Source organism: Streptococcus halichoeri, from assembly GCF_019774635.1.
In the GTDB taxonomy this organism is placed as follows: domain Bacteria; phylum Bacillota; class Bacilli; order Lactobacillales; family Streptococcaceae; genus Streptococcus; species Streptococcus halichoeri.
On the sequence record NZ_CP081502.1, the window covers coordinates 481,086 to 503,526 of the forward strand.

Annotated in this window: 19 protein-coding genes; 16 read left to right on the top strand and 3 right to left on the bottom strand. The window is 45.1% G+C overall.

All coding sequences use genetic code 11. The annotated features are described in order from the left end of the window. Positions 1-157: 157 nt before the first annotated feature. Positions 158-1,654 (bottom strand): C69 family dipeptidase, encoded by a 1,497-nt coding sequence (locus K5J94_RS02485; RefSeq protein WP_159563891.1) that lies wholly within the window; start codon positions 1,652-1,654, stop codon positions 158-160. A 223-nt stretch (positions 1,655-1,877) separates the two neighbouring features. Between K5J94_RS02485 and K5J94_RS02490 the strand changes: the two genes are divergently transcribed. Then, entirely contained in the window at positions 1,878-3,506 is a 1,629-nt protein-coding gene (locus K5J94_RS02490) for a zinc ribbon domain-containing protein (protein ID WP_221913396.1), read from the top strand. Between the two features lie 133 nt (positions 3,507-3,639). On the opposite strand, the gene K5J94_RS02495 is transcribed toward K5J94_RS02490, so the two are convergent. Further along, positions 3,640-4,542, bottom strand: a complete 903-nt coding sequence (locus K5J94_RS02495) for an RluA family pseudouridine synthase (RefSeq protein WP_221913398.1) — start codon at positions 4,540-4,542, stop codon at positions 3,640-3,642. Continuing rightward, positions 4,520-4,705 carry a hypothetical protein gene (locus K5J94_RS02500; protein ID WP_221913400.1) on the bottom strand — a complete coding sequence of 62 codons (186 nt, stop codon included), beginning with the start codon at positions 4,703-4,705 and terminating at the stop codon, positions 4,520-4,522. The genes K5J94_RS02495 and K5J94_RS02500 overlap by 23 nt, the downstream gene beginning before the upstream one ends. Positions 4,706-4,991: 286 nt before the next feature. Between K5J94_RS02500 and K5J94_RS02505 the strand changes: the two genes are divergently transcribed. The 15 genes from K5J94_RS02505 (at position 4,992) to K5J94_RS02575 (ending at position 22,350) form a co-directional block, all read left to right on the top strand. Then, positions 4,992-5,378: a RidA family protein gene (locus K5J94_RS02505; protein WP_159543437.1), complete on the top strand. Its 387-nt coding sequence runs from the start codon at positions 4,992-4,994 to the stop codon at positions 5,376-5,378. Positions 5,379-5,405: 27 nt separating this feature from the next. Further along, positions 5,406-7,727, top strand: a complete 2,322-nt coding sequence (gene pbp2a, locus K5J94_RS02510; protein ID WP_221913402.1) for a penicillin-binding protein PBP2A — start codon at positions 5,406-5,408, stop codon at positions 7,725-7,727. A gap of 57 nt (positions 7,728-7,784) precedes the next feature. Further along, on the top strand, positions 7,785-7,937 hold the full coding sequence (gene rpmG / locus K5J94_RS02515; RefSeq protein ID WP_159543433.1) for a 50S ribosomal protein L33: 153 nt from the start codon (positions 7,785-7,787) through the stop codon (positions 7,935-7,937). Between the two features lie 12 nt (positions 7,938-7,949). Next, positions 7,950-8,126: a preprotein translocase subunit SecE gene (secE, locus tag K5J94_RS02520; RefSeq protein WP_159543431.1), complete on the top strand. Its 177-nt coding sequence runs from the start codon at positions 7,950-7,952 to the stop codon at positions 8,124-8,126. A gap of 424 nt (positions 8,127-8,550) precedes the next feature. Continuing rightward, on the top strand, positions 8,551-9,813 hold the full coding sequence (locus K5J94_RS02525; RefSeq protein WP_221912573.1) for a transposase: 1,263 nt from the start codon (positions 8,551-8,553) through the stop codon (positions 9,811-9,813). 278 nt (positions 9,814-10,091) lie between these two features. Further along, positions 10,092-10,634: a transcription termination/antitermination protein NusG gene (gene nusG, locus K5J94_RS02530; RefSeq protein WP_159543429.1), complete on the top strand. Its 543-nt coding sequence runs from the start codon at positions 10,092-10,094 to the stop codon at positions 10,632-10,634. A gap of 728 nt (positions 10,635-11,362) precedes the next feature. Next, positions 11,363-12,439 (top strand): albumin-binding GA domain-containing protein, encoded by a 1,077-nt coding sequence (locus K5J94_RS09485; RefSeq protein ID WP_221913405.1) that lies wholly within the window; start codon positions 11,363-11,365, stop codon positions 12,437-12,439. 197 nt (positions 12,440-12,636) lie between these two features. Then, a complete protein-coding gene (gene leuS / locus K5J94_RS02540) occupies positions 12,637-15,138 on the top strand; it encodes a leucine--tRNA ligase (RefSeq protein ID WP_221913407.1) in 2,502 nt (833 codons plus the stop codon). Positions 15,139-15,674: 536 nt separating this feature from the next. After that, positions 15,675-17,108, top strand: coding sequence for a PTS sugar transporter subunit IIC (locus tag K5J94_RS02545; RefSeq protein WP_159549861.1), 1,434 nt, complete (start codon positions 15,675-15,677; stop codon positions 17,106-17,108). A 22-nt stretch (positions 17,109-17,130) separates the two neighbouring features. Beyond that, positions 17,131-17,409, top strand: coding sequence for a PTS sugar transporter subunit IIB (locus K5J94_RS02550; RefSeq protein WP_159543419.1), 279 nt, complete (start codon positions 17,131-17,133; stop codon positions 17,407-17,409). Between the two features lie 56 nt (positions 17,410-17,465). Further along, entirely contained in the window at positions 17,466-17,951 is a 486-nt protein-coding gene (locus K5J94_RS02555; RefSeq protein WP_221913409.1) for a PTS sugar transporter subunit IIA, read from the top strand. Between the two features lie 352 nt (positions 17,952-18,303). Next, on the top strand, positions 18,304-18,969 hold the full coding sequence (locus tag K5J94_RS02560; protein WP_159543415.1) for a 3-keto-L-gulonate-6-phosphate decarboxylase UlaD: 666 nt from the start codon (positions 18,304-18,306) through the stop codon (positions 18,967-18,969). A gap of 3 nt (positions 18,970-18,972) precedes the next feature. Beyond that, positions 18,973-19,836, top strand: coding sequence for an L-ribulose-5-phosphate 3-epimerase (locus K5J94_RS02565; protein ID WP_159543413.1), 864 nt, complete (start codon positions 18,973-18,975; stop codon positions 19,834-19,836). Beyond that, positions 19,836-20,555 (top strand): L-ribulose-5-phosphate 4-epimerase, encoded by a 720-nt coding sequence (locus tag K5J94_RS02570; protein ID WP_221913412.1) that lies wholly within the window; start codon positions 19,836-19,838, stop codon positions 20,553-20,555. Before K5J94_RS02565 ends, K5J94_RS02570 begins: the two co-directional genes overlap by 1 nt. 130 nt (positions 20,556-20,685) lie before the next feature. Then, a complete protein-coding gene (locus K5J94_RS02575) occupies positions 20,686-22,350 on the top strand; it encodes a BglG family transcription antiterminator (RefSeq protein WP_159563899.1) in 1,665 nt (554 codons plus the stop codon). The last annotated feature ends 91 nt before the right edge of the window (positions 22,351-22,441 follow it).

Here is a 22,441-nt window from a genome sequence, read left to right on the forward strand (position 1 = left end):
TTAGTGTTTTTATGGTATGTCTGAGATGTCGGCCTCACTTTTTTACCAGTCAGAGCTTTGCTTGTGCGGTGCAGCTCTTGCTTGCTACTGCAACCCTTGCTGTGGACCATCCTTGGTGCGGCCTGTCCTGGCTGCTGCAGCTCCATACTGCTGCGGGTTATTTTTTGGTTTTATCGTCTTTTTTGCTGCTGTCTTTTTCTAAGCGGGCTTCGATTTCTTTGAGCCGTTTGAAGGTTTTAGCTGCGCGTTCCTTGGAAAGCTTGGTTTCTTTTTCAGCGGCAGCTTGAGGATCACTCTTGACCAGGTTGGTTAATTCCTGATTGGTTTGCTCTTGCTCTTTCATCCAGGTTTTTTCCCATTGCTTGACCTCGTCAATGACCTGTGTGCCAAATTGTTTTGGATTGGCTGCGACCATGTTATTGATATGTGAAATACTCCAGTACCACGACTTTTTATTGTATTTGGTGCTCTTTTCTTGGTAGGCCTGATAGGTATCTGTGATATTAGCTAAATAAGGCAAATAAGGGGCATTGCGCGGGCTGCCAATGGCTAGCCACATGACACCGCCGCCTAATTCGGCTGGCATATCAGGCTGTAATTGGAAAATATGGGCTTCCATAACATTGGGGTTGGAAATAGGATAGGCATAGCCTTTGACGGCTTTTTTGGATTTTGGCTTGCCTTTGCCATCTAATGCCATCTGATCAAGTGGTTTGAGATTGAGCCCCTCAAAGCGGTTGCGCTGGAGCTTCATCGCATCCTCAAGGCTTAGCTTTTTATCACTGCTTTGCAATAGCTCATAGTTGGCATCCTTGTAAGTGACCTTGGCATCAGGGTTGAGTGATTTGATACCGGAATAGACGCGCGAGCGATTGGCGTCATCCATTGGGGGATTGTAGGAGCGGGCGATGTGGAATTGGCCGTCCACTTCCTGATAGGTTTTGGCTTTTTTAGCGAGGCTTTCCACCCCTTTTGAAGCGATGACTCTGTCTTTGTCCTTGAAGTTGACATGACCGAGGTAGAAGGTATTAGGAAAGACGGCAAACTTATCATCAGGGAATTTGATAGCTACATATTGGTGACCAGATAATATTTCCATGTACCAAACCCCGTCTTTGTCAGCTAAAACGACAATATTGCCCTCTGCGGCCCCCTTGTCATCAATGATACTGGCGATTTTTTCAATGCCTTGCTTAGCTGTTTTGACATAGGGCAAGACCATGCTGGTCATTGATGACTCTGCTAAACCATCTTTGACATAGGGATCTTGCTTTTGGATTTTCTTATTAGCTGAAGCAGAGACTGTCGCAGACATGGAAACCCCATGTTCATTAAAACCGGCTTCGTCAAAGACTCCGTCTTTAGGAGTAACGTCAGGCACGGCAGTGTAGCGGTAGGCGTGCTGTGGCAGTGGGTATTCAAAGCCATTAGACTGGTCTTTCCATTTGGCTCCTTTGGCATTGTCCTTGGCTTTGTAAACGATAAAGTTTTTATTATGATTAGGCTCTAAGTCCTCTGTGCGTCCAAACAGAGTTGTTCCATCAGTGGTGAGATTTTTTCCAATGATAAAGCCAGTGCAGGCATCCACTTGGCTTTGTAGAGCCAGCGTTGAGAGCAGTGTGATAGCTCCAAAGGCTATTTTTTTCTTGTTCATAAGGAACCTCCAGTTAGATGTGTTAGCGCTTTCTCATGTAGTATAAGCTGCTAGCTAGAAATTTTCAAGCTGTAAGCTAAGGTTTGTATAAATGTAATCTATCTAAATTTTAAGATAAGTGAGAAAAATGCTTGCGCATAAAGCTGGACAATCTTCAGTTGGACTTTTCGAAATGGTTGAAAATTTGCTATAATGGTCATAAAAACGAGCAGTTAGGAGACCTATGATGAAACCAAGGCATAAAGGAAAGTTAGCTCTCATGGTCCTTGTGGGCCTTGTGCTACTTGGTTTGGCTGGTGGGGCTTTTTATTTTTCAAAGGGAGCCACCGCTACGCGTTACGTTAAAGCACGGCAAAAGCCGGGCAATACATTTGAAAATATCAAAGCATTTTTGATTTGGCAAGATAACAACCAACAGTTAACCTCAGATGAGGCACGCTTTGCAACATTTAACAAGCTAACCACAACAGAAGCTAAGCAAATGAAGGCTGTTTTAAAAAAGGCTAGCAGTGGTGATGCCACTTACATGAAGGTGGTTGGTCGCCGCTTTGGCATTTTCCCAGATTATCGGGTAGCCGTAAAGCCCCTCACTTTGACCATCAAGACCAATGTGGCTAAGAGTGATATTTTGCTGAATCAAAAACTGGTGGCTACGACACAAACTGACCATGATACCCTTGTTGTCAAACGGCTCCCCAAGGCCTCTTATCACATCGCTCTAAATGGCAATTACAAAGGTAAGCCGGTGCATGTGACCAAGGATTATGATGGTCAAGAGACGACAATCGACTTGAGCGTTGCCATCAAACAGTTTAAGGTCGTTAGTGACCTGAAGGACGGGGAAGTCTACGCTGATGGTATACGGATTGGCACCTTAAAAGACGGCAGCTTTGCCGTGACAGATTTTCCCGTCACCCCAACCAGCAAACTTTTTGTCAAGAAAAACTTCCCTGATGGCCAATTAAAATCCAAAAAAGTTCCCCTAGCACCGATCAGCGATGGGGAGACCGTTGATGTATCAATTGGGAATCTCTTGGATGATAATATGGCCACAAAGGTTCTCTTGTCTGCCTTTAACCACCTCATGGCCTATACCGTTAGCCAGCAAGATCCGCCCGACCTCGCTGCAGTTTTTGAGCAGGGCGCTAGTAACGCCTTTTACAAGGGCCTCAAAGAGAGTGTTAAGAGCAAGCTGATGACAGATCGCCGTAAAGCCAGCCACTTTGCCATCCCAAACATTAGCTTAAGGCACTTGCAGCAAGTGGGTAAAACCAGCTATGTACTTGACTTTGCAGCTTTATATGATTACACCTATGACAAGGATACCGATCCAGCTAAGCAAACCTCAGGCCATGTGACTCAGGATATTTCTGGGCAAATGACCGTCAAAAAACGTGACGGCCACTACCTGGTTAGTCACTCTGGTACCAACAGTATTACGGCAACTGGCGAAAAAAGCGACCTGAAAGCGCCAGCTATTTTCCCAGAAGATCTGATTGGCACCTGGAGCATGGACAAAGACGGTGTGCACTACCGCTTGGCATTTGCCAAAGACGGCAAAGTAAGCCTCAGCCAGATATTCAAAGACAAGAAAAAAGCTCCAATCACCAAAAGTCTCAAGGTTCTCAAAGCAGAGGAAAAGGGCGACAAGCGCTATGTCTTTACCTGCGAGCCGGGCGCTGACACGACAGTTTTTACTATTGGTGGCGGCCTTGGTGGCCAAAACGTGGCCTATGCCCATGGGGCCTTGGTGGATGGTAATAAGCTGACGCTGCTCTTATGGCAAACCCAGCAAGGACACGCCTTTGACTACAGCAAGCCCCTGCCCGGCCCAAGGCTGACTAAGGAATAACCCCAAACCAGCCCAACTCCTCTGATAGAATAAACAAGGTAACTAAAAAACCCTCTTAGGTCATGGAATCCTTACGACTAGCTTCTCACAGTAGCTAACGATTGGCAAGGCTTTCAATGATGTCAGAGGGTTTTTATGGCGTCAGTTGAGCTTGAAAGCTATCTGATTGGGCTTCTACTCGAATGGTTTTTTGAGTCAAAGGGTGGGTAAAACGCAAAGTGTGGGCGTGGAGCATCAGCCGCCCTTTGGGATTAGGGTGATATAGAGGATCTCCTACCAAGGGATGGTGGTGATGGGCCAGATGCACCCGAATTTGATGCGTACGGCCAGTTTCTAAGCGGCAATTAATCAGGGTGCGCTGCTGTGGAAAGCTTTTTAAAGCTTGCACATGGGTGACAGCCAACTGGCCATGCTTGACATCAACGACCCGCTTACGTCGGTCATGGCGATGCCGACCGATAGGGTCACGGTAGGTTAGGTCCTTGCTGGGCAAGTGTCCTTCAACCAAAGCCCAATAATCCCGAGAGATGGCTTTGCTCTCTAGTAGCCGGTTTACCAAGGGCAAGATAAAGGGGTTTTTAGCAAAAATAATGGCTCCGCTGGTCTCTTGATCCAAACGATGAACCACATAGCAGGTGGTCTGTGCGTAGGCTGAGACATGGTTTAAGAGAGCTAGCTCACCAGGATTATTGGCATGGGTTTTCATGCCAGCTGGCTTATTGACGACAATGAGGTGCTGGTCTTGATAGAGACAGTTGACAAGTGTGGCATCACCTAGCAGGATGTCCTTAGCTGGGTAGTCCTCCTGGTCAAAGAGCAGTCTAATGTGGCTATCTTTTGGCACCAGGCTTTGCCAGGTCACTGGTTCTTCATTTACAAAGATATGTTTTTTGGTACGCAAGAAATGGCGGATTTTGCGCGGGATGAGCAGCTTGTCTTCAAGGAGGGTTTTGACAGTACAGTCGTCAAAGGGGCTTAAAAAGCTATATTCTTGCAGCTCTGGCTGTATCTGTTTATCTCTCATCGAGCCAATCATGGTATTTTTCGACCAGATTAACAGCCATTTGAGAAGCTAGTGCAACGGAGAAGGCTTCGGTTCCTTCGCGTTCATCATTAGCCACCTCAATGCGGGTTTCCTCATAAATAGCTTTTAAACTCTCTGGAGTAAGGGTTTCTTTAAAGGCATCAAATTTATTCATAGGGGTTTCCTTTCAGGATTTTAATGAGTGATTAAAACCATTATACCATGTTTTTGCCTGCGCAAAGGCCTTTTGGGTTAGAAAAGCTAGCGCTGCTTCATCAGGGGCTGTGCTTAGCTAAAGGCGTCTTTGTTTTGCTGGTTTTTTGGGAGGGTCAACCACTAGGCTGAATTTTAGGTAGACAAACGGCTGCGCATAAGCAATCGTGGCGTTGGTTTTTAGTTTTGTATTTGACGAGAAACTGGTATAATAGATAGACTAAATGGACATTTATTGAGGTAAACAAATGAAAAGTATTAGACGTTATGACGTCAATGAAAGCGCAGGCTTTACAGGCCTGGTTGAGGCAGGCGATTTTTATTTTATTAATTACTGCTGTGGCAACATTGGCGATAGCATTGAGGACCAGATTAATGGTGCTTTTGATGAGATGGAGCGCCGTTTAGGTCTAGTTGGGTTAACACTGGAAGCTGTTGTTAAGATGGACTGCTTGTTTAGAGATATTTGGAATAACCCGGTTTTGGAAAAAATCATCAAAGACCGTTTTAATGGGCAATACCCGGCGCGCAAGGCCATTCAAACCGAATTTGCCCAGGAAGGTGGGCCGGCTGGCTTGCTTTTTCAAATTGATGCGATTGCTTATTCAAAGCCTGGTGTCTTGGACGAGCACTAGGCGGTGCTGTGATGGGATCTTACACTTATGTCATTTTTTAAGTTACTCTATAAAAAATTTTTTCCAAACGCTTATCAGGCGCACCAGAAAAAACAAGCTGCAAAAGCGCAGCAAAGGCAGGAGGCGAGCTTTAAGGCTGCTGCTGACAATCAAGAACCACCCTCTGAATCTGCACAGCAATCTTCCTATAAGCGCCGTCGGACAACAAATAGCCATGCGTTTGAGGTTAATCAACCGGCCTGGTTGGGGCGTTTAGGGCGTTTTTTACCATCGCCGCAACATCCGCTTCGGCGTTTCTGGCGCCGCTATCATATTGGTAAATTGCTCCTGATTGGTATGGGGCTCTTTGTCCTGGTTTTTGGCTCTTATCTCTTTTATTTGGCTAAAACGGCCAAGGTATCTGACTTGCAGAGTGCCTTGAAGGCAACAACTCTTATTTATGACAAAAAAGAGGCCTATGCAGGTAGATTGACGGGTCAAAAAGGCAGTTATGTTGAACTTGATGCTGTTTCAGAGCGGCTACAAGATGCTGTGATTGCAACAGAGGACCGGACCTTCTATACTAATAATGGGATTAATATCAAACGCTTTTTGCTAGCGGTAGTTACTGCCGGGCATTTTGGTGGGGGCTCAACCATCACTCAGCAATTGGCCAAGAATGCCTATTTGTCACAAGATCAGACGATTAAGCGTAAGGCGCGTGAATTCTTCCTGGCTTTGGAGCTGAGTAAAAAATATAGCAAAAAAGACATCCTGACCATGTATCTCAATAATGCCTACTTTGGCCATGGTGTGTGGGGCGTAGAAGATGCTAGCCAAAAATACTTTGGGACCAGTGCGCGTGATCTGACGCTTGATGAAGCAGCGACCTTAGCGGGTATGCTAAAGGGACCAGAGATTTACAATCCTTATTATTCAGTAGCTAATGCCACAAACCGCCGCAATACGGTCTTGGCGGCCATGGTGGACGCTAAAAAAATCAGCAAGGCAGATGCAGCAGCTGCTGAGAGAGTCGGCATGGGCGAGCGGCTAGCTGATAACTATACGAAAAAAACCAATGATTACAAGTACCCATCTTATTTTGATGCGGTTATCAATGAAGCTATAAGGACTTATGGCATCTCAGAGAAAGACTTAGTCAATAATGGCTACAAGATTTACACGGAGTTGGACCAGCATTACCAGGCCGGTATGCAAACGACATTTAACACCACGAGCCTCTTTCCGGTCTCAGAGTATGACAATAGCCAGGCTCAAGGCGCTAGCGTTGTTTTAGACCCCAAAACCGGAGGGGTGCGCGGCCTTGTTGGTCGAGTCAATAGTACAGAAAATCCAACTTTTCGGAGTTTTAACTATGCGACCCAGGCCAAACGTAGCCCCGCATCGACCATTAAGCCCTTAGTCGTTTATGCGCCAGCGATTGCTGCTGGCTGGTCTATTGATAAGACGCTGCCAAATACTCTGCGTGATTTCAAGGGCTATAAGCCGCATAATTATGGAAATTACGAATCTGAAGATGTTCCCATGTATCAGGCTTTGGCCAATTCTTATAATATACCAGCAGTTGCCACTCTAGATGCATTAGGGATTGACAAGGCCATTAGCTATGGGAAGAAATTTGGCCTAAACATGGCTGCTGCTCACAAAGAACTGGGCCTTGCCCTAGGAGGCAGTGTGACGACCAATCCACTAGAAATGGCGCAAGCCTATTCAGCATTTGCTAATAAGGGTGTCATGCACTCTGCTCATTTCATTACTCGGATTGAAACGGCAAATGGCCATGTATTGAAAGAACACCAGGATCAAACCAAACGGGTGATAAGTCAGTCTGTGGCAGATAAGATGACGAGCATGATGCTTGGCACCTTCTCTAATGGCTCTGCGGTCAATGCCAATGTCTATGGTTATACCATGGCCGGCAAGACAGGGACAACAGAGACTGATTTTAATCCTGATTTGGCGGGCGATCAATGGGTGATTGGCTATACACCCGATGTCGTTATCAGCCAGTGGGTCGGCTTTAATAAAACTGATCAGCACCATTATTTGACAGATTCGAGTGCTGGGACTGCGTCAGCTATTTTCAGTACCCAGGCCTCCTATATCCTCCCTTATACCAAGGGGACACCGTTCAAGGTCGAAAACGCCTATGCCCAAAATGGGATTTCGGCCATTTACGGGGTTAATGAAACGGCTACGGATACGGCTTCTAAATCGCAGGAAATTATCAATGGTTTGCGAAAATCAGCCGAAGAAGCTTCGCGTTCACTGTCAGATGCAGTTGACCGTGCGGGCTTGCGCGAGAAAGCCCAGAATCTCTGGAATGGAATTGTTGATTTTATCCGTTAGCAAGATAACTTGCGCTAGCTGTTGATTCGTGCTACAATAGCTTTCATGGGAGGCGTTATGGCACAAAAAAAAGCAAGCCTAGCGTGTATCGAATGTGGAAGCCGTAATTACTCAATTGCAGTAAGCAGTACGCCTAAACCAACACGTCTAGAAGTCAATAAATTTTGTAAATATTGTAAAAAATATACAGTACATAAAGAAACACGTTAAAGGGGATGTCTGATGAGCTTTGTCAGTGGTATTTTTAAACTGTTGAAAGATACAACATGGCCAAATCGAAAACAGCGCTGGAAAGACTTTATCTCAGTTCTTGAGTATACAGCCTTTTTCACAGTGATTATTTTCATCTTTGACCAAATCCTATCAAAAGGGATTTTAAGTATTATTAACTTGTTCTAAATAAGGGCAAAATGCTAGGAGCAAAATTACGCCTAGTCGCAGATTGGAGAAAGGGGCACAAGTTCCTTTCTCCAATCTTTTTTAGTTTGCTTGTTTTGAGCTATGACTGCTTCAATGTTGTTGGCTGCGTGAGCTGTTTTACGTGGTGGGCGCTAGTTTGTTGGCCAAAAATAGAAGCTGAAACCCCTAGCGCTTGTAATTGCCTCTGGCTAGTGGTGACTTATTTTGCTAGCTTTCTTTTGTCATGCAATCACCTAATGAATCATTCCCGTAGTTAGTTATTCCATAGCCATCATAGCTTTTCAAACCCTCAAAAAGAAAAATCGCCACGTTAAGTAGCGATTTTTCCCTTTTGTGAGCCTCAATGAAACGTCAAAGCGTTATAATAGTTTTAAGCAAAAATCTCTATTAACGAGGTCTCACTATGAAAATTATAACACAGCTTAACCTTTTTGAAGATCAGGAACTGGGTGATTTGGAAAAAATTTTGATGGTATTAGATGGTCTTCCAGAAACGGATTTCTTTGACCAGTTAGAAGCCAAACGAAAACATGGTCGAAAAGATTACACCATCCAGTCCTATTTCATTGCCTATATTGCTAAAATAGTTCTTCAATTGGAAACCGATCAACAGTTGATTCGTCAGCTTAATATGAATAGTCAACTACGTCAAATCTGTGGCTTTGAAACCCACGGGGTTAAATTGAAAAATGGGACGATAAAACTAGTCCATGCCCCCTCTAAATCTGCTTATTCCCGTTTCATCCAGGACTTGGAAGAGGTCTGCCCTGATATTGAGGACTGGGTATTATCTGGCATATCTGAACTATATGACCTTCTTCCTAATTTCGGTGTTAACTTGGCCTTAGATGGTAAATTCATAGATAGCTATGCTAGTCCTTATGGTAAATATAAGAAAAAGAAAGATAAGCGTGCCGATTTAGATGCCGATAGTGGAATCAAACAGTGCCCTCATAAAAATGGGATGGTAACTAAAGAAACCCATTATGGCTATCGTTGTCATCTTATCGTTGATACGACCTATGAATTACCTGTGGCTTGGAGAGTAACACCAGCCTCAAAAGGGGAACCAACGGTTGCGAAAGAGCTCATCAGGAACCTCAGTCCAATGACGCTTGAAAAAGGGAAGTACCTAATGGCAGACAAAGGCTACAGTGGCAGCCCTCTTCAAGCTCTTTTGGAGGAGGCTCATATCGTCACAATCATTGATAACCCACATAAGTGGAAAAAGAATGGCACTAGGCAATATTTGGATACCGATTTGATTTATAACCAATCAGGAGAAGTGTTTTGGGTAGATGATAGAGGCCAAGCGATTCAGCTCATGTACAAGGGCTATGATTCTTCTAGTGATAGTTTACGATATGGTTTTCACCCTAAGTATCAAGATAACTGTATTTTTCGTTTAAAACGATGTGTTGAACCGATTATCTTTAATCAAGTAGCGCGAGATAGTAAGAAGTTCAAGAGGCTATACAGGAAGCGAATAGCTGTGGAGCGAGTGAATGGACGATTAGACAGAGACTTTAGGTTTGAGACCCATACTATTCGAGGGTTAAAGAAGATGAGTTTAGCTGTTGCCATGAGCTTTTTAGTTATGCTCGGCTTTGCCTTAAGGAAAGCCAAGTCAGGGACAAGGACTCACCTTGCGAGCTGGGTAGTTTAACTGGTTCAAAAAAATCACCACATAAACAAGGGGTTATTTCGCCCTTTTTTGCATTTAATTGGAAGAAAGGGCATCAGCGAATATTGTTGACCAATTGTTAAGACAAGGAAAGTCATTATTATCTCCCTTTGGACTATAACAAATTGGACAACAATATTAACTACGGGAATGATTCCTAATGGTAGATGATTGACAGCCTCCTTGGCATTTATTATAATGAAGGAAAGTAATCACTTCCAAAGCCTTCTTAGGCTTTTTTATTAAGGAAAGGAAAAGCAATGTTAGATTCTTTTGATAAGGGTTGGTTCGTCCTTCAGACCTATTCTGGTTATGAAAACAAGGTCAAAGAGAACCTTTTACAACGGGCACAAACCTATAATATGATGGAAAACATCTTACGGGTAGAAATTCCAACGCAAACGGTTAATGTGGAAAAAAATGGACAAACCAAGGAAATTGAAGAAAACCGCTTCCCAGGTTATGTGCTAGTTGAGATGGTCATGACTGATGAAGCCTGGTTTGTGGTGCGTAACACGCCCAATGTTACTGGCTTTGTGGGCTCGCACGGGAACCGTTCTAAGCCAACACCGCTATTAGAAGAAGAAATCCGAGCGATCCTCCTATCCATGGGACAAACAGTGGATGTCTTTGATACCAATATTAAAGAAGGCGATGTCGTCCAAATCATTGATGGCGCTTTCATGGGTCAAGAAGGGCGCGTCGTTGAGATTGAAAATAACAAGGTCAAACTCATGCTGAACATGTTTGGTTCTGAAACCGTGGCCGAAGTTGAGCTTTATCAAATCGCCGAGCTCTCCTAAGCACCATTTGTAACCCCTAATTAGGTGAGAGAATCGCTGTGCTTAGTGAGCCGCCACGGCGGGGGTTTGCTCAGCACAGGCACAAAGTCCCTTTGATGGCAGCTAAAGCAGGCTGCGCTTTAAGCATTGGTTATCGGTGTACCATTTGGCTGCGGATAACCAGCAAGTAACAGAGTGTGATGACAAGGTTGCCCTAACTAGCCTATCCCCTTGATAGGTGTTAGTTAGAGGTGGCCTTTTTGCGTCTTGCTTGAGCAGAAAAGGAAAAATTCCAGAATATAAGCTGCTTTGCCATGATTAAAGACCAGTTGCTAGTATCAGCTGTTGCCTGCTAGGCACCAGAGATTTAGGATTTTAATGCGTGTTTGAAAACCCTTACAGTATCCTTTTTTTCTTCTCATAAAAGGCTGCGCAGTGGCTCATGTACAAGGATAATAGCCCTTATTTTTACAAAAACAGGTCACGTTCTTATAGACTTGTAACAAAAAAGTAATAATGATATTGTCCGAATTTATAATAAAACAGCAAAACGAACCTGTCAAAAAACAAGACGAAAAAGGCGGAATAAATGCATGAAAGCGGCTTTTCAAGGCTGCTGACAACGGGGATTTATTAAAAAGTCTGAAAAATTCTTAATATTGACTTAATAATATATGTGTAATATAATGTCATTAAGTTATCTATAGGATACTTAACCTAATGTAAAAATAATTAAGGGGAATAGGAAAATGGAAAACAAGAAAATGCAGTCTTACTTGAGAAAATCCGCTTTTGGGATTGCCTCAGTATCTGCAGCAGTGTTAGCAGGTGTAACCAGTGTTCAAGCAGCTGAAACAACAGACAACGGTGAAAGTTTCCAATTAATGGTAGCGAGAGCTAAAACTAGTGAAGAGCTTTCTGATGCAAAAGCAGCCGCTTTGGATAACGTTGATGCTAAAACAGAAATTTCAGCAACTGCAAAAGCTGAGTTTGAGGATAAGCTACAAGATGCTACCTCTACGGCTGTGGTTAACAAGATTAGCGCTGAAGTTGATAAAGCTGAAAAAGCTGTCATCATTACTAAGAATACACAAGGTATGGCAGAAGGCATCAATGCCATGACAGGTGATGTTAAGACACCAGCCGACTTTAAGCTTGAATTTGCTAAAGACGATGCTAAGAAAGCCTTGAAAGCAGCTGGCGTGAGCGACTTCTACATCAAGAAAATTGATGGTGCTAAGACAGTTGACAGCGTTAAAGCGCTTAAGGATTCTATCTTGGATGCTGTTGCTAAATCAAAAGCCGACCAATTGGCTAAGAACGTTGAAGGTATAGCAGAAGGTATCAATACCTTAACCGGCGATGTTAAGACACCAGATGACTTCAAGCTTGAATTTGCTAAAGACGATGCTAAGAAAGCCTTGAAAGCAGCTGGCGTGAGCGACTACTACATTAAGAAAATTGATGGTGCTAAGACAGTTGAAGGCGTTAAGTCACTTAAAGACTTCATCCTTAACTCACTAGCTAAAAAAGATCAACCAACTCCAACGCCTGACGTTAAACCAGCTCCAGAGACTAAACCAGCTGAGCCTAAAGCTCCTGGAATGCCTCAAGTTAAACCAGGTAAAGCAGCACCAGCAGCCGATGCTCCAGCTGCTAAATCTAACGTTAAACATTTAGCAAGCAACCCTGTAGCTATGAAGAGCGCTGCTAACCAACTTCCATCAACTGGTGATTCTGCTAACCCATTCTTTACAGCAGCAGCCTTTGCCGTGATGACAAGCGCCGGCATGGTGACACTTGCTGCAAAACGCAAAGAAAACTAAGTCCAACAATCATCTAAACTTAAACAATGACAAGGAGTTCCTTTAGAGGAGCTCTTTTTCTGTGCTGCTGTGCTTTTGCCCTAGCCCTTTGTGGTGTGACAGATTATGAGAGGTTTTTTCGCTAGTTATGCCATTGGTAAATGCCTCATATCGTGCTATAATAGAACTAATAGACTTTTATGCCGGGAGATAATCATATGGCCTTTTATAATCACAAAGCAATTGAACCCAAATGGCAAGCTTTTTGGGCTGAGAATCAAACTTTTAAAACGGGAGAAGATCCTGAGAAACCGCATTTTTATGCCTTAGACATGTTTCCCTATCCTTCGGGGGCTGGGCTGCACGTTGGCCATCCAGAAGGCTACACTGCTACGGATATTCTCAGTCGTTATAAGCGAGCTCAAGGCTTTAATGTGCTGCACCCTATGGGCTGGGACGCGTTTGGTTTGCCAGCTGAACAATATGCTATGGATACGGGCAATGATCCGGCTGCTTTTACAGCTGAAAATATTGCGAACTTTAAGCGGCAGATTAATGCACTTGGTTTTTCTTATGATTGGGACAGAGAAATTAATACCACTGACCCTAATTACTACAAGTGGACCCAGTGGATCTTTACCAAGCTCTATGAAAAAGGCTTAGCCTACGAAGCCGAAGTTCCGGTCAACTGGGTGGAAGAATTGGGCACAGCCATCGCTAATGAAGAAGTCTTGCCAGATGGCACTTCTGAACGGGGTGGTTACCCAGTTGTGCGCAAGCCCATGCGCCAATGGATGCTCAAGATCACAGCCTATGCTGAGCGCTTGCTTGAGGACTTGGAGGACTTGGATTGGCCTGAGTCCATTAAGGATATGCAACGCAACTGGATTGGCAAATCTCTGGGTGCTCAGGTGACTTTTGCGGTGGCAGAGAGTGATCAGGCTTTTACGGTCTTTACAACGCGGCCGGATACCTTATTTGGTGCGACCTACGCTGTTATGGCCCCAGAACATGAACTGGTGGACGCCATTACCCGGCCTGAGCAAGCGCAAGCGATGGCCGACTATAAGCACCAAGCTAGTCTCAAATCGGATCTGGCTCGGACGGATCTGGCTAAGGAAAAGACGGGGGTGTGGACCGGTAGCTATGCGATTAATCCGGTTAATGGCCGGCTGATGCCGATCTGGGTGTCAGATTATGTGCTAGCTAGCTATGGAACGGGTGCGATTATGGCTGTGCCGGCGCATGATACGCGGGACTGGGAGTTTGCTAAGCAGTTTGGCCTTGAGATTATTCCGGTGCTAGAGGGTGGTAATGTGGCTGAGGCAGCCTATACAGAGGACGGTCGGCATATTAATTCGGACTTTCTTGATGGGCTGGATAAGGCCGCAGCTATTGATAAGATGCTGGCTTTTCTTGAAGCAAAGGGTGTTGGTAGGAAACAAGTCAACTACCGTCTGCGGGATTGGCTCTTTAGCCGGCAGCGGTATTGGGGTGAGCCTATCCCGATTATTCATTGGGAAGATGGAACATCAACAGCAGTGCCAGAACAGGAGCTGCCCCTTGTTTTGCCGGTTACTAGGGATATTAAGCCTTCTGGGACTGGGGAATCACCGCTAGCTAACTTGACGGATTGGTTGCAGGTGACACGCGCTGATGGTGTTAAGGGGCGGCGTGAGACCAATACCATGCCGCAGTGGGCTGGCTCGAGCTGGTATTTCTTACGCTACATTGACCCGCATAATAATGACGCATTAGCAGATGAGGATCTGCTTAAGGCCTGGTTGCCAGTCGACATCTATATCGGTGGGGCAGAGCATGCTGTCTTACACCTTCTCTATGCCCGTTTTTGGCATAAATTCCTCTATGATCTTGGGGTGGTGCCGACCAAGGAACCTTTCCAAAAGCTCTTTAACCAAGGGATGATCTTGGGTACAAGCTACCGCGATCACCGCGGAGCACTTGTTGCTACTGACAAGGTTGAAAAGCGAGATGGCTCTTTCTTTAATGTCCAAACGGGCGAAGAACTAGAACAAGCTCCAGCCAAAATGTCCAAATCACTGAAAAATGTGGTCAATCCAGATGAGGTGATTGAACAATACGGGGCAGATACTCTGCGGGTCTACGAAATGTTTATGGGCCCACTGGATGCCTCGATTGCTTGGTCAGAAGAAGGCCTAGAAGGCTCGCGTAAGTTTCTTGACCGCGTTTACCGTTTGATTATGACCAAAGAAAGGTCGCTGGAAAATAGCGGAGCTTTGGACAAGGTCTACCATGAGACTGTTAAGGCCGTGACTGAGCAGATTGAGCAGATGAAGTTCAACACAGCTATTGCCCAACTCATGGTCTTTGTGAATGCGGCCAACAAAGAAGACCAGCTGTTTATGGACTATGCTAAGGGCTTTGTGCAATTGCTTGCACCATTTGCTCCCCATCTGGCTGAGGAGCTTTGGCAAGCATTAACAGCCTCAGGTCAGTCCCTTGCCTACGTCCCTTGGCCTGTCTGGGACGACAGCAAACTAGTGGAAAACGAAGTGGAGATTGTTGTCCAAATCAAGGGTAAGGTCAAAGCACGATTAATGGTTGCTAAGGGCTTGACACGTGAAGACCTCAAAGCCACAGCCTTAGCTAGCGCGCAGATTCAAAAGGAAGTAGCTGGCAAGGACATCATCAAAGTCATTGCTGTTCCAGATAAGTTGGTTAATATTGTCGTCAAATAAGGTCGACCTGACCTGCTTGGCGACCAGGCGGCTGGATTAACCAGACCAAGTCCAGTATGCGACAAGCAGCTAAATCACCGGCAGCCAGCTTGCCCAGTCTGAGCCCAGCCTTGCCCACAAGATGGCTGAATCGTCCAGCCTAACTCCGGCTTTGTCCACAAGATGGCCGAATCGTCCAGCCTAACTCCATCTTTGCCCACAAGCCAGCTTGATTAGACTGAATCTATCCTTTCGCTAAGCCATCCAGCACGGTTGGTGGTCGGCCAGGTAGTCTGATATTATAACCTTTACGGAGTTGACAGTTCAAGCCTGTCAGCTCTTTTTGCATGCTTGGGCTTGTTTTGCAGTTGCTGATGCTAAAGGGCAAGCATTTGCATCTCCAGGCGCTTTTTTGCTATTGGTTCTGGGCCTGAACAAGGCCTGGAAAGCCCAATTTTGAACACAGGACTGTGTGATACTTGGTCTTTATTAAAACGCTTACAAAAATTATAATGACAGTGTAAAGAATTTATCAAACGTGAAAGAGGTAGACGGTCATGGAATTTTTCCTAGCTCCCTTAAATTGGTTTTCGCAAAATATTTTGCAAAATCCAGCCTTCTTCGTTGGCTTGTTGGTCTTAGTAGGATACTTGCTATTAAACAAGCCTTTGCATGAAGTGTTTGCTGGCTTTATTAAAGCAACTGTTGGTTACTTGATTTTAAATGTCGGGGCCGGCGGCCTTGTTACGACCTTTCGTCCGATCTTAGTGGCGCTTGCTAAAAAATTTCAATTAGAAGCGGCAGTTATTGATCCGTACTTTGGTCTAGCAGCAGCCAATACCAAGCTTGAGGCTATGGGCTTCATCAGTGTGGCAACGACAGCCTTGTTGATTGGCTTTGGGGTTAATTTATTATTGGTGGCCCTTCGCAAGGTGACCAAGGTTCGTACCTTGTTTATTACAGGTCATATCATGGTTCAGCAGGCCGCTACCATTTCTGTTTTTGTACTGCTTTTGATTCCTCAATTTCAAAATGCTTTTGGCGCTTGGGCCGTTGGGATTGTTTGTGGCTTATATTGGGCTGTAAGTTCCAATATGACGGTCGAAGCTACGCAACGTTTAACAGGCGGCGGAGGCTTTGCTATTGGTCACCAGCAGCAGTTTGCCATTTGGTTTGTGGATAAGATAGCCCCTTTCTTTGGTAAGAAGGAAGAAAATCTTGATAATCTGAAATTACCTACCTTTTTAAGTATCTTCCATGATACAGTTGTTGCCTCAGCCACCTTAATGCTGGTCTTCTTTGGTGCTATTTTGGCCGTACTTGGGCCTGAAATCATGTCAAATGCCCAGTTGATTGGTCCAGGGGCCTTTGTCCCGGCCAAGCAGGCCTTCTTCATGTACATTCTCCAAACGTCCTTAACTTTCTCAGTCTATTTGTTTATCTTGATGCAGGGCGTACGGATGTTTGTTACTGAGTTGACCAATGCCTTTCAGGGGATTTCCAATAAGCTGTTACCAGGTTCTTTCCCGGCAGTTGATGTTGCGGCTTCCTATGGTTTTGGCTCTGCCAATGCTGTGCTGTCAGGCTTTGCCTTTGGCTTGATCGGTCAGCTGATCACGATTGCTTTGCTGGTTATCTTTAAAAATCCTATCTTGATTATTACGGGCTTTGTTCCAGTCTTCTTTGATAATGCAGCGATCGCTGTTTATGCTGATAAGCGTGGCGGCTGGAAAGCAGCCGTTGCTTTGTCCTTCCTCTCAGGGGTGATTCAGGTCGCTTTGGGGGCCGTTGCTGTTGGTCTTTTGGGACTCACAGGTGGCTATCATGGTAATATTGACTTTGAATTTCCGTGGTTAGCCTTTGGCTATCTCTTTAAATACCTCGGTATCGCCGGTTATCTTATCGTTTGTCTCTTTTTCTTGGCTATTCCGCAATGGCAATTTGCTAAAGCTAAAGATAAAGAAGCCTACTACCGTGGTGAAGCACAATAAGTGAAAAAATAGGAGAATCATAATGGTTAAAATTCTAACAGCATGTGGAAATGGCATGGGTTCATCCATGGTTATTAAAATGAAAGTTGAAAACGCCCTTCGGCAATTAGGTGTAACTGATATTCAATCGGCTTCTTGCTCAGTTGGCGAAGCTAAAGGCTTAGCGGCCGGTTATGATATTGTGGTGGCCTCCAATCACTTGATTCATGAATTGGATGGTCGGACCAAAGGCCATCTGGTTGGCTTGGATAATTTGATGGACGACAATGAGATCAAGGCAAAATTACAAGCCGTTTTATAAAAAAGCTGAAAGAGGAGTGAGTCTTCATCACGCTCTTATTGCTAAAAGGAGAACAGATGAATTTAAGACAAGCCTTTATAGACAATGATTCGATTCGCTTGGGCTTAGAAGCAAATACCTGGCAAGAGGCTGTACGCTTGTCCGTTGATCCATTGATTGAGAGCGGAGCGGTTGATGCAGCCTACTATCAGGCCATCATTGCTTCTACAGAAGCATATGGGCCATATTATATCCTAATGCCAGGCATGGCGATGCCGCATGCCCGTCCAGAAGACGGGGTTAATCGCGATGCGTTTTCCTTGGTGACCTTAAAGCAGCCGGTGACGTTTGCTGATGGCAAAGAAGTCCAAGTCCTCCTAACGTTGGCTGCTACGAGCTCTGCCATTCACACGTCAGTGGCTATTCCCCAAATTATTGCTTTATTTGAATTAGACAATGCGATTGCACGACTCGTGGCTTGCCAGACCAAGGAAGAGGTTTTGGCTATGGTTGCGGCCTCAAAAGACAGCCCCTACCTGGCCGGTTTTGACCTAGATAGCTAGTTTTGGGCTGAAAACACTAGGCAGCCTTATCTGGCGAAGCTTTGCCAAGCAGATAGGTCCGCCAAAAGCAATGGTTGCCAAGGAGAGCCTCCGTAGCCCTTGGTGGTTCGGTCATCTCAAGCCCTTTATGCTATTTAAGGCTGGTGTCCGATGCTCGGGGTGCTAGCCCCTCTTATCACCAGCTATCGCATGCATGTTACAAAAAAAGAGTACCGCCCAGGCAGTGCTCTTGCTCCATACCTTAAGGAAAGGAAAAGCAAGTCGAGACAGTCCACTCTAGTACCCTGGCTTTGTGACAATGGCAAAGCCTTGTTAGAAAGGGAGGAGGGGGGCTCTCGCTTTAGGAAGAAAAATGACAAAACGTTTACCCCAGTTACAAGTTGCCCTTGACCATTCAGATTTACAAGGGGCTATTTCAGCGGCTGTTGCCGTTGGTCAAGAAGTTGATGTGATTGAAGCAGGCACTGTTTGTCTACTCCAAGTAGGCAGCCAGTTGGTCCAAGTCCTGCGCAGCTTATTTCCAGAAAAAATAATTGTGGCCGATACCAAGTGTGCCGATGCTGGTGGCACAGTTGCTAGAAACAATGCGGCACAAGGTGCCGACTGGATGACCTGCATTTGCTGTGCCACAATTCCCACCATGGCCGCTGCTTTAAAAGCTATCAAAGAAGAGCGCGGCGACCGTGGCGAGATTCAAATTGAACTGTATGGTGATTGGACTTTTGAGCAGGCCCAAGCTTGGCTTGATGCCGGTATTTCCCAGGCCATTTATCACCAATCACGAGATGCCCTACTGGCTGGTGATAGCTGGGGAGAAAAGGACCTCAATAAGGTGAAACAGTTGATTGATATGGGTTTTCGGGTTTCAGTGACGGGTGGTCTCTCAACTGATACACTGCAATTATTTGCCGGAGTGGATGTCTTTACCTTCATTGCTGGACGTGGGATTACCGAAGCTCCTAATCCAGCAGCCGCTGCACGAGCTTTCAAGGCTGAAATTAAACGCATTTGGGGGTAAAACATGGCACGTCCAATAGGTATTTATGAAAAAGCAATCCCAAAAGAGCTAACGTGGTTAGAGCGCCTCCAGTTTGCTAAAGAGCTGGGCTTTGATTTTGTGGAATTGTCCATTGATGAATCAGATGAACGCTTGGCGCGGCTCGATTGGTCAAAAGCCGAGCGGCTTGAGCTGGTTAAAGCCATTTTTGCAACAGGTGTACGCGTGCCAAGTATCACCTTTAGTGGGCACAGGCGGTTTCCCATGGGCTCTAATGATCCAGCTAAGGAAGCCAAGGCTATGGAGATGATGCAAAAGTGTATCGTTTTTGCCCAAGACATTGGTGTACGTACGATTCAACTAGCTGGCTATGATGTTTACTATGAGGAAAAGTCCCCTGAAACCCGTGCGCGTTTTATCAAAAACTTGCGCCAAGCCTGTGTTTGGGCCGAAGAAGCCCAGGTCATGCTGGCCATTGAAATCATGGATGATCCTTTTATCAATTCCATTGAAAAATATTTAGCTATTGAAAAAGAAATTGCTTCGCCTTACCTTTTTGTCTATCCTGATACAGGTAACCTTGCTGCTTGGCATAATGATTTGTGGAGTGCCTTTTACAATGGCCATCAGTCTATTGCTGCGCTGCATCTCAAGGATACCTATGCGGTGACCGAGCAGAGCCAGGGGCAATTTCGTGATGTGCCTTTTGGTCAAGGTTGTGTTGACTGGGAAGCAATGTTTGCAGTGCTAAAGCAAACAAACTACAATGGTCCCTTTTTGATTGAAATGTGGTGCAAAAATGACGCAACGGTAGAGGAGAGCCAAAAAGCGATCCAAGAAGCGCAGGCCTTTCTTTACCCACTGATGGAGAAAGCAGGTGTTATCTAATGGTGAAATCGTTATCTGAGATGCGGCAGCGGGTTTGTGCGGCCAATAAGGCCTTGCCTGCTTATGGCTTGGTTAAGTTTACCTGGGGCAATGTCTCAGAGGTAGACCGAGAGGCCGGCTTGATTGTCATTAAGCCTTCTGGGGTTGACTATGATCGACTCACTCCAGAAAATATGGTGGTAACGGACCTTGAAGGTCACATCCTAGAAGGGGATCTGAATCCTTCGTCTGATTTGGCGACCCATGTCCAGCTTTACAATGCCTGGCCAGCTATTGGTGGGATTGTCCATACTCACTCAACCGAGGCTGTGGCCTGGGCCCAGGCAGGGCGTGACTTGCCTTTTTATGGCACGACCCAGGCTGATTATTTCTATGGCGCGATTCCTTGTGCTCGTTCTTTGAGTGAGGCTGAAGTTAACCGTGCCTATGAAAAAGAAACAGGCACGGTCATTATTGAAGAATTTACCCGCCGAGGCTTAGATCCGCTGGCAGTTCCTGGGATTGTAGTACGCAATCATGGGCCTTTTACTTGGGGCAAGGATCCAGCGCAAGCCGTTTACCATTCCGTCGTGCTTGAGGAAGTGGCTAGGATGAATCGCTTGACCGAGCAGATCAATCCACATGTAGAGCCAGCGCCTAAGTATATTATGGACAAGCACTATCTGCGCAAACACGGGCCTAATGCCTATTATGGGCAAAAAGAGCAGGTGCATTCTTAAAAAATAAGCATGAGGTATCCAGGTGACCTCGGCTTTTTTTGCTATACTATAATAGTTGCTTACTAGTTGTTCTAAAACCTTCTTTAATCACAGAATGGTAAACTTAAAAGACGCATGAAGGAGCCATTAAATGATGCTTTTAGATAACAAAAGTTATGACCTCTTGACTTATCTGATAAAGTTAGAGCAAGCTGAGACCATTATGGGCATTTCACAGCAATTAGGGCAATCCCGACGCAAGATTTACTATCATTTGGACAAGATCAATGAAGCCTTGCCTGCCGACATTGTTCCTGTGGCTGCTTTACCCCGAGTGGGGATTTGTCTGACTGAGCGCCAAAAGGCTGCTTGTCGTTCCCTGCTGGCAGATGTTGATGACTACAATTACGTCATGAAAAGTGATGAGCGGGTCAAATTGGCCGCCCTCTTTATTGCGGTGTCCACTGATCGCGTCACGATTGATCGCCTGATGCAAATCAATGATGTCTCTCGTAACACCGTCTTAAATGATCTCAACGATCTAAGACTGTTATTGATGGAGAAACCTTATTCCATTAGCTTACAGGTCACCAAGGCACGCGGTTATTTCTTTGAATGCCATCCTTTGTCCTTTATTCAGTTTTTGTACCATCTGCTAGATGGTGTCTATCGCGGTGGTAACAGTAGTTTTCAAGCTTGCTTGCAGCTAAAACTGTCCAAAACCTTGACCAAGACCATTTATTTTTCACCTGAATTGCTGGCTTTTCTTAAGGATTATCTGCCTATTTCTCAGGCTAATTTGGGTAAGACAATTAATGCCAGTGACTACCAATTTATGATTAAAATTCTGCCTTTTATCTTGCTCAGCTATCGTAATATGGCCTTTAGTTCAGAGTTTAAAGAAACACTACAGCAAGAGTTTGATAGGATCTGGAAACGCAAAGAATATTATATTGCGCGGGATTTAGCAGATGAATTAGCTGTTCGCTTCAACCTCATATTAGACCATGTGGAAATCGGACTGATCGCCATGTTGATGCTGTCTTTTCGTAAAGACAAGGATGAGCATGCCGAAAGCTCAGATTATCAAAATATGCGCACTGACTTGACAAATTTTCTACGCCGTTTAGAAGATAAAGACCACCTGCACTTCACCCACAAGGCCGATCTTATCCGCCAGTTGACCACGCACTGCAAGGCTCTTATTTATCGCAAAGAATATGGCATTACAGCCATGAACCCCTTAACCAATCACATCAAAGAAAAATACCTTGATTTATTTGAAAAAACCAAGGCGGCGGTGCCTTTGTTGGAGGAGGCCTGGCATATCGAGCTAACAGATGATGATATTGCAGATATTACCATTCATCTAGGCGGTGAGCTGCGCAATAGCTCAGCTAAACCCGAGTGCATCAAGATGATTATTGTGTCAGATGCGGGCATTGGTCTGCAAAAGTTACTCCACAAGCAATGCGAGTTCTACTTGGTCAATAGTCAAACCATTGGTATTTTTACCACGGAGCAATTCCAAAGTGTCTCTGATTTGCTCAACGTTGATTTTGTGGTTACCACGCATCCAGACCTTGAGTGTTCCTTGCCTACCTTGGTGGTCAACCCGATTTTAACCGATGACGATATTTTGAATTTGCTGCGCTATGCTAAGCATCAGCAAACAACCAAGCCACAAGTTTTTTCTCAAATGCTGGAAAAATTAATCGGCCAGTATGTGGCTTCTCAAGAGGATGGCTTTGCCCTTAAAAGCCAAATTGAAAAATTAATCCGTCAAGAATTAATGCAAGACCTCCTTGAGAAATAAGCTTACAAAAGGCTAAGCTGTGAACCTCAGTACCCTATTGCTTAGGGAAGCTTACTGAGGCGTTTTTTTTATGGGCTCAAGCTGGTCTAAC